Below are 12,237 nucleotides of genomic sequence, written 5' to 3' on the forward strand. Positions count from 1 at the left end.
GGTTCAAACAAATGCTTATCACTTGTCCCTATTGCGGCCCGCGCGACGTCATCGAGTTCACCTATCAGGGCGACGGCAACCGCGAGCGCCCGCAGCCCAACTCGCAGGACCTCGACGCCTGGAACGCCTATGTCTACGATCGGCTGAACCCGGCCGGCGACCACAATGAGATCTGGCAGCATTCGGGCGGCTGCCGCACCCATCTGAGGATGGTGCGCAACACGGTCACGCATGAGATTTCCAGCACCGGTTTCGCCCGCGGCGACCACAATGCCGCCGCCCGGCACAAAGCCGGAGGCAAGTCGTGAGCCCGCGCCGCACCGAGACTGGCGGCCGCGTCGACCGGCTGCGCACCATCCGCTTCACCTTCGACGGCACGCCCTACACCGGCCATGCCGGCGACACGCTGGCCTCGGCGCTGCTTGCTAACGGCGTCACGCTTTTCGGCCGCTCATTCAAATACCACCGCCCGCGCGGCCTGCTCTCGGCCGGCGTCGAGGAACCGAACGCGCTGGTGACGGTGCTGCGCGGCGAAGTGCGCGAGCCCAACATCGCCGCAACCATGGTCGAGATCTATGACGGGCTGGTGGCCGTCAGCCAGAACCGCTTTCCCTCGCTCGCCTGGGACGTCAACGCCATCAACCAGCTCGGCGGCAAGCTCCTGGCCGCCGGCTTCTACTACAAGACCTTCATGGGTCCGGTCTTCGGCCCGCTGAAGGGCACCAGATTCTGGATGTTCTGCGAGCATTTCATCCGCCGCGCCGCCGGCCTGGGCCGCGCCGGTATTGCCGCCGACACCTCGCGCTACGAGCGCATGAACGCGTTTTGCGACGTGCTGGTGGTCGGCTCCGGCCCGGCCGGCCTGTCAGCCGCCAAGGCCGCTGCCGACCAGGGCGCGCGCGTCATCCTGGCCGAACTCGAGCCGCGTTTCGGCGGCTCGGCCAACTGGTCCGGCGAGGCCATCGACGGCGCGCCGGCCGCCGACTGGGCGGCGCGCGCCGTCAGCCAGCTCGAAGGACATGACACGGTCCGCCTGCTGCCGCGCACCACGGTGTGGGGCTATTACGACGGCAACACGCTAGCCGCGCTCGAGCGCGTCACCGACCACAAGGAAACGCCCGGCAAGGGCGAGCCGCGCCATCGCTACTGGGCGATCCGCGCCAAGACGGTGGTGCTGGCCACCGGCTCTTTCGAGCGGCCGCTTGTGTTCCCCGGCAATGACCGGCCGGGCGTCATGCTGGCGCATGCCGCCGAGCGCTATGCTAACGATTATGGCGTGCTGCCCGGCGACAGGATCGCGCTGTTCACCAACAATGACAGCGCCTATCGCTCGGCGCTGGCGCTGAGGAAGGCCGGGGCGGCTATTGTCGCCATCGTCGATGTGCGCCCCGAGCTTTCGGCCGAAATGCGCAGCCTCGCCACCGAGGCCGAAGCCGAAATCCTCTCCGGCCATGCCGTGGTCGCCACCGAAGGCGGCAAGGCGCTCTCCGGCCTCAAGGTGCAGCGCTTCGACATGACCTCGGGCGCGCTCAGCGGTGACGCCCGCAGCATCCACGCCGATAGCCTGCTGATGTCGGGCGGCTGGTCGCCGACCATCCACCTCGCCAGCCAGGCTGGCGCGAGAGCCGAGTGGAATCCTGCGCGCCAGGCCTTCCTGCCGCCAAAGCAAACGCAACAGCGCTGGCCAAATCAGCAATGGATTGGTGCGGGTGCTTTCAACGGAAGCTTCTCGACCATCGAAGCAATCACTGAGGGCCGCGCAGCCGGCTTGTCCGCAGCGGGCGGAGCGGCTGCGCCGGCAGCCTTGCCGGATGTCGAAGCAGCCCCGGGAAACCCAGATCCGGCTCCGGTGTTCGAGATCAAGGTGAAAGGCAAAAGCTTCGTCGACTTCCAGCATGATGTCACCGCCGAAGACGTGCGGCTGGCGCATCGCGAAGGCTTCGTCTCGGTCGAGCACCTGAAGCGCTACACCACGCTCGGCATGGCGACCGACCAGGGCAAGAACTCCAACGTTCCGGGTCTCGCCATCATGGCCGAGGCGTTGGGCAAGCCGATCCCCGAAGTCGGCACGACCCGCTTCCGCCCGCCCTACTCCGCGGTGTCGATTGGCTCGCTCGCTGCCGAGCGTTTCGGCGATCTGAAGCCGGAGCGGCTGACGCCGATGCATGACTGGCACCTCGCCAATGGCGCGACGATGTATTCCGCTGGCCTCTGGTATCGACCAATGATCTACGGCCTTGCCGGGGAGACGGTCGAGCAGGCTTATGTCCGTGAAGCCAGGGCGACGCGCGAAAGCGCCGGCATCGTCGACGTCTCGACGCTGGGCAAGATCGCCGTTCAGGGGCCGGATGCGGGCGAATTCCTCGACCGCGTCTACACCAACATGTTTTCCACCCTCCCCGTCGGCAAGGCCCGCTACGGCCTGATGCTGCGTGAGGACGGGCTGGCCTTCGACGACGGCACCACCTGGCGGCTTGGCGAACAGGATTTCCTGATGACGACCACCACGGCCAACGCCAGCAAGGTGATGCAGCATCTGGAATATTTCCTCGACGTCATCTGGCCGGAACTCAAAGTGCATGTCACCTCGGTAACCGACGAATGGGCGGGCGCGGCCATCGGCGGGCCGAAGGCGCGGGCCATCCTCGCCGCCTGCGTCACCGGCACCGCCGTCGACAACACAGCCCTGCCCTTCATGGGCATCGTGCGCGGCGAGATATCAGGCGTGCCGGTGATGATTTGCCGGCTGTCCTTCTCCGGAGAAATGGCCTTCGAGGTCTATTGCGGCGCCGGCTACGGCACCCATGTCTGGGAAACGCTTGTCGAAGCCGGCAAGCCGTTCGGCCTGGTCACCTACGGGCTGGAGGCGTTGGGCACGATGCGCATCGAAAAGGGCCATGTCACCGGCGCGGAGATCGACGGGCGCACTACGGCGCGCGACCTGCATCTCGACTGGATGCTGTCGAAGAAGAAGCCGTTCATCGGCTCGGCGATGATGGACCGCGAAGGCCTGATCGCGCCCGAGCGGCTGCAGCTGGTCGGCCTAGTCTCGCTCGACAATCGGCCGTTCAATGGCGGAGCCCACCTCGTCGAGGAACTGGACGAAGCCAATCCGCACGACTCCATCGGCCATATCACCGCCTGCTGCTACTCGCCGGCGCTGGGCAAGCACATCGCGCTGGCTTTGGTCGAGGGCGGCAAGGCGCGCCATGGCACCCGGGCATTCGTCTCCGATCCGCTGCGCAAGCGGTTCGGGCCGGTCGAGATCGTCTCCAACCATTTCTACGACCCGGACGGGAGCCGCATGCATGGCTGAGCGCCAATCACCCGAACGCCAATCACCCGAGCGCCTCTCGCCGCTCGAGCCGGTGTCCCATCCGGGTTCGCACGGCAATTTCGAGCATGGCGTCGATGTCATCCTGACCGAGACCCGGCCGGGCTCGATCCTGCAGCTGGCCGCGTGGCCGGGCGCGGAAAAGCAACTGATCGACGTGATCGGCAAGGTCACCGGCCTCGATTTGCCCGATGGCGCCGGCGGCGGTCTCGCCAAGGACGGCAAGGCCGTGTTCGGTTTCGCGCCTGGAAAATTCACAGTCGTCGACGAGGCCGAGGGCCTGGCGGCGAGTTTTGCTGGGGACGTAACCCCGGCAATCGGCACGATCACCGACCTGTCGCATGGCCGCACCGCTATCCGCATCGCCGGCCCTAAGGCCGAATGGGTGCTGGCGAAATTCTTCGCCATCGACTTCGCCCTGCCCGCCTTCCCCACAGGCTCCGGCCGTTCGACCACCCATCACGACGTCTTTGCGCAGATCCAGCGCACCGGCGCCGACCAGTTCGACATCTATGTCTTCCGCTCCTTCGCCCGATCGTTCTGGAAGGCGCTCTGCCATGCCAGCGAGGAGGTCGGCTACGAGGTTCAGTAGGGCCAAAAGCCGTTCTGGCCTCAAGGCCAGCCGGTTCTGCCGCTAGAGAATGCTCCAATGGAAGCCCATGGTGGGGAACGTGGCCCAACCGGCCCAGGGGATTAAAAAGATCCCGTCTCAGAGTCGGCATCGTCGTTTGGTTCGAACATCCCCATGACCGCAGAACTATCCGCCGGCGCCACGGATTGCGCCGATGTGTCGGCCAGAGCCTTGCTCCTGCTGCCGCTCACGGTCGCCTGCGGCGTGTTCATGACCAGCCTCGACCAGAATGTCGTGGTCACCGCCCTGCCCGGCATCAGCGACAGCCTCGGCCGGCCGCCGAGCCAGCTCGGCCTGTTGATCACCGTCTATGTCGCCAGCCTGATCATCTCGATGCCGCTCGGCGGCTGGGCCGCCGACCGCTTCGGCCTGCGCAACGTTTACTGCTTCGCCTTGCTGGTGTTCGCCGCGTCATCGGCGCTGTGCGGATTGTCCAACGACATCTGGACGCTGGTCGGCGCCCGCGCGCTGCAAGGCTTCGGCGGCGCCTTGATGGGGACGCTCGGCCAGGTCGTCATCCTGTCGACCTTCCCGCGCAGCCGCACGCTGAAGATCAACATGTATATTTCGCTGGCCGGCCAGTCCGGACCGCTGGTCGGCCCGCTGGTCGGCGGCGCGCTGACGACTTATATCTCCTGGCGCTGGATCTTCTTCATCAACGTGCCGTTCGCGCTGGCGGCGGCCGTTCTTGCCGCCTCGCTGTTTCCGACTGTTACCAAACCGGTGCGCACGCCGTTCGATTTCCCGGGCTTCCTGCTGGTCGGCGGCGGCATGGTCCTGCTGGTCTTCGGCATGGATTCGCTTGCGGCGAAAGACGCCGCCGGCAGCATGATCGCGGCCGAGCTGGCGCTGGCGATCGTCATCCTGACGCTTGCTTCCTTCTACTGCCTGCGCGCCCGCAACCCCTTGCTGGACCTGAAACTCCTGCGCATCCGCACCTTTCGCATCTCCTTCCTCACCGGTGGTGGGCTGGACACGATCGGCCTGAGCTCGGTCGTTTTTCTTTTGCCGCTGATGTTCCAGCTCGGCTTCGGCATGAGCGCGGTGCAGGCGGGATCGCTGACTTTCGTTGCCGCAATCGGCTCGCTGATCATGCGTGTCTTCATGCCGCGCCTGCTCAACCGCTTCGGCTTTCGCCGCGTGCTGGTCGTCAACACGCCGATCGTTGCTGCCATGGTAGCGGGCTTCGCCTTGATAGAGGCAACCACGCCGGTCTGGATCGTGCTTGCCTATATCTTTGCCTTCGGTGTCCTGCGCTCGGCGCAGTGGGCGTCGACCGGCAATCTCGCCTATTCCGACATCGCGCCCGACCAGCTCGCCCGCTTCAGCGCGCTCTACTACATACTGTGGCAGCTAGGGGTGGCGATCAGCGTCGGCCTGGCGGCGGCGCTGCTGTCGTTCCTGGCCGGCGGCGGGCCGGCGGTGACCAACGATTTCCGCATCCTGTTCGTGGTCGAGGGCGTCATCACGCTCTGCGCGCTGATCGCCTATCTCAGACTGACACCGCAGGACGGCGCCCATGTCAGCGGCCATGGCGCGCAGATGAACGTGGAATAAGGCGCCGTTAGCCGAGCCCTATTCGCTGAACGTCACCCACTCTTCCAGCGGCACGCGGTCGGTGCGGAAGTCGTTTTCGGGCTTGGAGGTGTCCTCGAGGCCTAGCGCCATGCCGCAGACGACGATCTCCTCGTCGGGAATGTTGAGCACCGGCCGGATCTGCCGGTGATAGGGCGCGAAGGCGGCCTGCGGGCAGGTGTGCAGGCCCCTGCCTCGCGCCGCCACCATGATGTTCTGCAGGAACATTCCGTAGTCGATCCACGAGCCTTGGTTCAGCCGCCGGTCTATGGTGAAGATCATGCCGACCGGCGCGTCGAAGAAGACGAAGTTGCGGTCGTGCTGGGCGCGCATCTTGTCGACCTCGCGGCGACCGATGCCGAGTGCCCCGTAGAGCCCGAAACCGTTGGCGCGGCGGCGGGTGAGATACGGCTCGAAGAACTGGGTGGGGTAATAGCGATACTCGTCCCAATCGGCCTTTTCGGCGCGGATACCGGAATTCAGGATGGCATCGGTGATCTGCTGCTTGACCTCGCCCTTGACGACATAGACCCGCCAGGGCTGCATATTGGTGCCCGAAGGCGCGCGCGCGGCGACGCCAAGAATGGCTCGGATCGTCTCGTCATCGACCATGTCGGGCAGGAAGGCGCGCACTGAACGGCGCGAGATGATCGCCTCGTCGACAACAGCCGCGTTATGCGCTGCCAGGCCGTTTTTTTCCAGCATGGGCCGTCCCTTTGCGCACACTTCGAAAGCCGAACCGGCTATCGGAGAAGACCTTGCGCAGATTTCAATCCTTGGTCGCCGACCCGCATTCCCACACCCGCCGCTCGTGCCAGAGCCTTTGCATGAACCGCCAAAATGGCGCAAGCAAATCTTGTGTGCCCATGAAAATCCGCTTGATTTTTTCACGGACATGAGCTCTCATGAAATTCATTTCCAGATTTTCATCAAGTGAGCGTTTTGGCCCCAGCTATTCCCAAAACATTGCAGGGACCTGACGAGCGCCTGCTGGCGAGCGACATCCGTGCGCTGCGCAAGGCGCGCGGGCTGACGCTGGCTGAGATCGCGCTGAAGCTTGGCCGCTCTGTCGGCTGGGTCAGCCAGGTCGAGCGCGGCCTGTCTATCCCTTCACTTGGCGACCTCAGGGCTTTCGCAGACCTGTTCGGCGTGCCGCTCAGCCTGTTCTTCAGCCACGACGTGCCGATCGAAAAGGAGCGCGGCTTTGTCGTGCGCGCCGGCAGCCGGCGCACGCTTGGCACAAGCGAATCTGGCCTGGTGGAGGAGCTTCTGTCGCCCGATCTCGGCGGTAGTTTCGAGATGGTGCGTTCGATCTTCGCGCCGGGCGCCGAGATGAAGAGCGAGCAGCTGCGGCCGACCGAGGAAGCCGGCTACATCGCCTCTGGCATTTTCGAGATCGAGATCGCCGGCGTCTGGCACCGTCTTGTCGAAGGCGATTCCTTCCGCTTCGAGCGCAAGCCATACCGCTGGCGCAATCCCGGCAGCGAGCCGGCCGTAATCATCTGGGTGGTTTCGCCGCCTGTTTATTGAATGCATGTCGCCCAAAAGTGTGCAGCGGTTTTGGGACAACGACATGCATCAAGCAAAAAATAGAAGCGCAGCGCGCTTCAGGTTTGGGAGAAGAATATGGCCGATTTGCCGACCACGGCACGCGTGGTGATCATCGGAGGCGGTGTCGTCGGCACCTCCTCGCTCTACCACCTTTGCAAGGCGGGCTGGACCGATTGCGTGCTGCTTGAAAAGAACGAGCTGACATCGGGCTCGACCTGGCATGCCGCCGGCAATGTGCCGACCTTCTCGTCGTCCTGGTCGCTGATGAACATGCAGCGCTATTCGACCGAGCTCTATCGCGGCTTGGCTGATGCCGTCGACTATCCCATGAACTACCACGTTACCGGCTCGCTCCGCCTCGCCCACACGAAGGAGCGCATGCAGGAGTTCCAGCGCGCCAAGGGCATGGGCCGCTACCAGGGCATGGACATCGACATCGTCGGCCCCGACGAGATCAAGCGCCGCTATCCCTTCATCGAGACGCATGAATTGAAAGGCGCGCTCTACGATCCGAACGACGGCGACATCGACCCCGCGCAGCTGACGCAGGCACTTGCCAAGGGTGCGCGCGACATGGGGGCAAAGATCATCCGCTTCTGCCCAACCACGGGCGTGCGCCGCGAGAACGACGAATGGGTTGTCGAGACGCCGCAAGGCGAGATCCGTTGCGAGATCGTCGTCAACGCCGCCGGCTACCGAGCCGCGGAAGTCGGCAAAATGTTCGGCCGCGACGTCCCGATGATGGTGATGAGCCATCAGTACATCTTGTTCGAGGAAATCCCCGAACTGGTGGCCTGGTCGAAGGAGCAGGGCAAGAAACTGCCGCTGCTGCGCGACGTCGACACCTCCTACTATCTGCGCCAGGAAAAGAACGGCATGAATCTCGGCCCCTATGAGCGCAATTGCCGCGCGCATTGGGCGACCCACAACGACCCGATGCCGGAGGATTTTTCCTTCCAGCTATTCCCCGACGATCTCGACCGTCTCGAGCACTACCTTGCCGATGCCGTCGCCCGCGTGCCGATCCTGGGCACTGCCGGCCTGTCCAAGGTGATCAACGGGCCGATCCCTTACGCGCCGGACGGCAATCCGCTGATCGGTCCGATGCCCGGCGTTCCCAACGCGTTCGAGGCCTGTGTCTTCACCTTCGGCATCGCCCAGGGCGGCGGCGCCGGCAAGGTGCTGGCCGAATGGGTTACGCAGGGCCAGACCGAATGGGACATGTGGTCTTGCGATCCGCGCCGCTTCACCTCATTTGCGGCCGCCCCCGACTATAGCGTCGCCAAGGGTATGGAGATCTACGGCAACGAATACGCCATCCAGTTTCCGCGCCATGCCTGGCCGGCCGGGCGCGACCGCAAGCTGTCGCCGATCCACGATCGCATCAAGGCACTCGGCGCCCAGTTCGACGCCTATAATGGCTGGGAGCGTGCCACCTGGTATGCGCAACCCGGTGACGACACGTCGGAAGAAGCAACACTCACCTTCCGCCGCGACGGGCCGTGGCAGCACCGCGTCCGCGAAGAATGCCTGGCGGTGCGCGACGCCGCCGGCATTCTGGACCTGCCCGGCTTCTCGCGCTTCAACCTCGAAGGTCCTGGTGCAGCCGAATGGCTGGCGCTGCAGGTCACCGGCCTGGTGCCCAAGCCCGGCCGAATCGGCCTCGCCTATTTCGCCGACGACAAAGGCCGCATCGTCACCGAGATGTCGGTGGTGCGCCATGGCGAAGAGCAGATGACTCTGATCACCGCGGCGGTAGCGCAGTGGCACGATTTCGAATGGCTGAAGTCGCGCCTGCCGAAGGACGCGGCTTTCACCCTCACCGACAGGACCGAAGACTATTCGACGCAAATCCTCGCGGGCCCCAATTCGCGCAAGATCCTGGCCGATGTCTGTGGCGCGGATCTCTCGCTGCCCTGGCTGACGCATCAGGAAACCACCATAGCCGGCCGCTGGGCGAAGCTGGTGCGGGTATCCTTCGCCGGCGAACTCGGCTGGGAAATCCACACCAAGGTGGGAGACACCGCCGCCATCTTCGACGCCATCTGGGCGGCGGGACAAAAACACGGTCTGAAACCGTTCGGCATGTATGCGCTGGATTCGCTGCGCCTCGAAAAGGGCTACCGGACCTGGAAGGGCGACCTGTCGACCGACTATACGGTCCTGCAGGGCGGGCTCGAGCGCTTCGTCAAATGGGACAAGCCCGACTTCCGCGGCAAGGCAGCCCTGCAGAACGAAAAGCAGCAAGGCGTGAAGAAGCGCTTCGTCACGCTGGTGGTCGAAAACCCAGGCGATTGCGACGCGCCGTCCGTGTCGACGCTCTGGCATGACGGCAAGATCGTCGGCGAGACGACGTCCGGCGGCTGGGGGCATCGCATCGACAAATCGATCGCGCTCGGCATGCTGCGCGCCGACCTGGCTGAACCCGATACCGCGATCGAGATTGAAATTTTTGGCGATCGTTTCAGGGCGGTCGTGCAGAAAGACGAGCCGCTGTGGGATCCGAAAAACGAAAGACTGAGAGCATGAAGAAAGTCATTCTCACCGATGGCGGCATGGGCCAGGAACTGGTCCGCCGCAGCAGCTCCGAGCCGACGCCGCTCTGGTCGGCCAGGGTGCTGATCGACGAGCCGGATCTGGTGCGTGACCTGCATGCCGAATTCATCCGGGCCGGCGCTCGCGTCATCACCATCAACACCTATTCGGCAACGCCGGAGCGGCTCGCGCGGGAAGGAGCAGAAGACCTCTTCAAGCCCTTGCAGAAGCGCGGCATCGAATTGGCAAGACAGGCACGCGACGAGGCAGGCGATGCAGCGATCGCCGGCTGCCTGTCACCGCTGTTCGGCAGCTATGCGCCGGCGCTGACCATATCGTTCGAGGAGACGCTGGACATCTATCGCCGCATCGTCGCCGAGCAGGCCGATGGCGTCGACCTGTTCCTGTGCGAGACCATGGCCTCAGCCGAGGAAGGCCGTGCGGCCGTTACCGCTGCGTCGGAAAGCGGCAAACCTGTCTGGGTGTCTTGGACGCTCGCAGATCACGGCGCGCCGCGGCTGCGCAGCGGCGAAACAATAGCGGCAGCGGCGGACGCCCTCGACGGCCTGACGGTTGCAGCGCGCCTGGTGAATTGCTGCCGGCCAGAAGCTATCGCGGCGGCACTGCCCGAATTGATTGCTCTCGGCGGCCCGGTCGGCGCCTATGCCAATGGCTTCACCTCTGTCGAAGCGCTCAAGCATGGCGGAACGGTGGAAGTGCTGCACGCACGCCACGACCTTGATCCGGATGCCTATGCCGACCAGGCGCTCGGCTGGGTCGCCGCTGGCGCCACCATCGTCGGCGGCTGCTGCGAAGTCGGCCCTGCCCACATCGCCGCGTTGCGCGACCAGCTGGAACAGGCCGGCTACGAAATCTCGGGAGTATCCTGATGCCCAGACCGTCATCGCGCATTTCCGGCATCGTGCCTTCGGGCAAGGATGGCTGGGAGGTCCACACCGAGGCCTGGGCCCGCAAAGAGGCCGGCCAGGACATCATCATGCTGTCGGTCGGCGACCATGATTTCGATACGCCGAGCCAGACGATCGAAGCCTGCGTGACGGCGGTTCGCGGCAGCAACCATCACTACACCCCGCTGTCCGGCGTTCCGCGCCTGCGCAGGGCGATGGCGGCGGCCTCGACCGCTTGCACCGGGGTCGAGACGGCACCTGACCAAGTCATCGCCACGCCCGGCGGCCAGGCTGCCCTTTACGCGGCCGTGCAGGCCGTTCTCGACCAGGGCGACCACGCCATCGTGGTGGCGCCCTACTACGCGACTTATCCCAACACGTTCAGCGCCGCCGGCGCCAGCTTCACCGTCGTCGAGACGCCGGCCGAAGACGGTTTCCAGCCGCACGCCGAGATGATCCGCGCGGCGCTCAAGCCCAACACGCGCGCCATTTTGATCAACACGCCGAACAACCCGACCGGCGCCGTCTATTCGCGTGAGCGTCTGGAAGAGCTGGCCGAGATCTGCCGCGAGCACGATCTCTGGCTGCTGTCGGACGAGGTCTACTGGACGCTCGGCGGCGGCGAGCACATCTCGCCGCGCGGCCTGCCCGGCATGGCCGAGCGCACGCTGGTCATCAATTCGATGTCAAAGAGCCACGGCATGACCGGCTGGCGCATGGGCTGGCTGACCGGCCCGACGCAGATGATCACGCTGTTGACCAATCTCAATCTGGTGACGACCTACGGCCTGCCGGCCTTCATCTCGATCGCCTGCGCCGAGGCGCTGGAGAACCGCTATGGCGTCAAGGAAATCGCCGAGCGCTATGCGGCGCGCCGCACCGTCCTGCTCGACGCCGTGCGCGGCATGAACAATATCAGCGTGCACGGCTCGGAGGGCGGCATGTATGTCATGCTCGACATCTCCGCCGTCGAGCCCGACGACGAGAAATTCGCCTGGGCCTTTCTCGACCAGGAGAGTGTCGGCGTAATGCCGGGTTCCAGCTTCGGCAAGGCCGCTGCCGGCCACATTCGCATCAGCCTCTGCCAACCGGAGCCGGTGCTTCAGGAAGCCGCAAAACGCCTGCGCCGCTTCGCATCCGGCTATCGCCGCGAGGCCGCATGACCAGAAGCATTCCCACCAAGGCCCGCGCGGTTATTATCGGCGGCGGTGTCTCCGGCTGTTCGGTCGCCTACCACCTGGCCAAGCTCGGCTGGACCGACATCGTGCTGCTGGAACGCAAGCAGCTGACCTCGGGGACGACCTGGCACGCCGCCGGCCTGATCGGCCAGCTGCGCGGCTCGCAGAACATGACGCGGCTGGCGAAATATTCGGCCGACCTCTACGTCAAGCTGGAGGCCGAAACCGAAGTCGGCACCGGCATGCGTCAGGTCGGCTCGATCACCGTGGCGCTGACCGAGGAGCGCAAGCACGAGATTTACCGGCAGGCCTCGCTCGCCCGCGCCTTCGATGTCGATGTGCGCGAGATTTCGCCTGGTGAAGTCAAGGAGATGTACCCGCATCTCAACGTGTCCGATGTGGTCGGCGCCGTGCATCTGCCACTCGACGGCCAGTGCGATCCCGCCAACATCGCCATGGCGCTGGCCAAGGGCGCCCGCCAGCGCGGCGCCACAGTCGTCGAGAATGTGAAGGTCACCAAGGTCC

Annotated in this window: 10 protein-coding genes; 9 read left to right on the forward strand and 1 reads right to left on the reverse strand. The window is 65.0% G+C overall.

Annotation, left to right across the window (positions count from 1 at the left end; all coding sequences use genetic code 11):
- Positions 1-11: 11 nt before the first annotated feature.
- From NKH54_RS30595 to NKH54_RS30610, 4 genes are all read left to right on the forward strand, one after another.
- Positions 12-308, forward strand: coding sequence for a sarcosine oxidase subunit delta (locus NKH54_RS30595; protein ID WP_023670367.1), 297 nt, complete (start codon positions 12-14; stop codon positions 306-308).
- Complete coding sequence (locus tag NKH54_RS30600; protein WP_023833846.1) at positions 305-3,316, forward strand: sarcosine oxidase subunit alpha; 3,012 nt, start codon at positions 305-307, stop codon at positions 3,314-3,316. Before NKH54_RS30595 ends, NKH54_RS30600 begins: the two co-directional genes overlap by 4 nt.
- On the forward strand, positions 3,309-3,926 hold the full coding sequence (locus tag NKH54_RS30605; RefSeq protein WP_050588551.1) for a sarcosine oxidase subunit gamma: 618 nt from the start codon (positions 3,309-3,311) through the stop codon (positions 3,924-3,926). Before NKH54_RS30600 ends, NKH54_RS30605 begins: the two co-directional genes overlap by 8 nt.
- Positions 3,927-4,079: 153 nt before the next feature.
- The gene (locus NKH54_RS30610; RefSeq protein WP_352460727.1) at positions 4,080-5,522 is read left to right on the forward strand and encodes an MFS transporter; all 1,443 of its coding nucleotides are present in this window, start codon (positions 4,080-4,082) and stop codon (positions 5,520-5,522) included.
- Positions 5,523-5,540: 18 nt separating this feature from the next.
- Here NKH54_RS30610 and NKH54_RS30615 read toward each other — a convergent pair whose 3' ends face one another.
- Positions 5,541-6,245 (reverse strand): nitroreductase, encoded by a 705-nt coding sequence (locus tag NKH54_RS30615; protein ID WP_023700347.1) that lies wholly within the window; start codon positions 6,243-6,245, stop codon positions 5,541-5,543.
- A gap of 282 nt (positions 6,246-6,527) precedes the next feature.
- Between NKH54_RS30615 and NKH54_RS30620 the strand changes: the two genes are divergently transcribed.
- The 5 genes from NKH54_RS30620 to NKH54_RS30640 all read left to right on the forward strand — a co-directional run.
- Positions 6,528-7,070 (forward strand): helix-turn-helix domain-containing protein, encoded by a 543-nt coding sequence (locus NKH54_RS30620; RefSeq protein ID WP_353029590.1) that lies wholly within the window; start codon positions 6,528-6,530, stop codon positions 7,068-7,070.
- A 96-nt stretch (positions 7,071-7,166) separates the two neighbouring features.
- Positions 7,167-9,620 carry a GcvT family protein gene (locus NKH54_RS30625; protein ID WP_353029583.1) on the forward strand — a complete coding sequence of 818 codons (2,454 nt, stop codon included), beginning with the start codon at positions 7,167-7,169 and terminating at the stop codon, positions 9,618-9,620.
- On the forward strand, positions 9,617-10,516 hold the full coding sequence (locus tag NKH54_RS30630) for a homocysteine S-methyltransferase family protein (protein ID WP_353029584.1): 900 nt from the start codon (positions 9,617-9,619) through the stop codon (positions 10,514-10,516). The genes NKH54_RS30625 and NKH54_RS30630 overlap by 4 nt, the downstream gene beginning before the upstream one ends.
- The gene (locus NKH54_RS30635; protein ID WP_353029585.1) at positions 10,516-11,697 is read left to right on the forward strand and encodes a pyridoxal phosphate-dependent aminotransferase; all 1,182 of its coding nucleotides are present in this window, start codon (positions 10,516-10,518) and stop codon (positions 11,695-11,697) included. The genes NKH54_RS30630 and NKH54_RS30635 overlap by 1 nt, the downstream gene beginning before the upstream one ends.
- Positions 11,694-12,237, forward strand: a 544-nt coding sequence (locus NKH54_RS30640; protein ID WP_353029586.1) for an NAD(P)/FAD-dependent oxidoreductase, incomplete at its 3' end; no start/stop codon positions are given. The genes NKH54_RS30635 and NKH54_RS30640, both read left to right, overlap by 4 nt.

This window comes from Mesorhizobium sp. M1004 (genome assembly GCF_040318795.1).
In the GTDB taxonomy this organism is placed as follows: Bacteria; Pseudomonadota; Alphaproteobacteria; order Rhizobiales; family Rhizobiaceae; genus Mesorhizobium.

What these genes read in the sequence shown, in the direction of transcription:
- NKH54_RS30625 (WP_353029583.1), top strand. Translation starts at nt 7,167, where the DNA reads ATGGCCGATTTGCCGACCACGGCACGCGTGGTGATCATCGGAGGCGGT.
- NKH54_RS30615 (WP_023700347.1), bottom strand. Translation starts at nt 6,245, where the DNA reads ATGCTGGAAAAAAACGGCCTGGCAGCGCATAACGCGGCTGTTGTCGAC.
- NKH54_RS30610 (WP_352460727.1), top strand. Translation starts at nt 4,080, where the DNA reads ATGACCGCAGAACTATCCGCCGGCGCCACGGATTGCGCCGATGTGTCG.
- NKH54_RS30635 (WP_353029585.1), top strand. Translation starts at nt 10,516, where the DNA reads ATGCCCAGACCGTCATCGCGCATTTCCGGCATCGTGCCTTCGGGCAAG.
- NKH54_RS30630 (WP_353029584.1), top strand. Translation starts at nt 9,617, where the DNA reads ATGAAGAAAGTCATTCTCACCGATGGCGGCATGGGCCAGGAACTGGTC.
- NKH54_RS30595 (WP_023670367.1), top strand. Translation starts at nt 12, where the DNA reads ATGCTTATCACTTGTCCCTATTGCGGCCCGCGCGACGTCATCGAGTTC.
- NKH54_RS30605 (WP_050588551.1), top strand. Translation starts at nt 3,309, where the DNA reads ATGGCTGAGCGCCAATCACCCGAACGCCAATCACCCGAGCGCCTCTCG.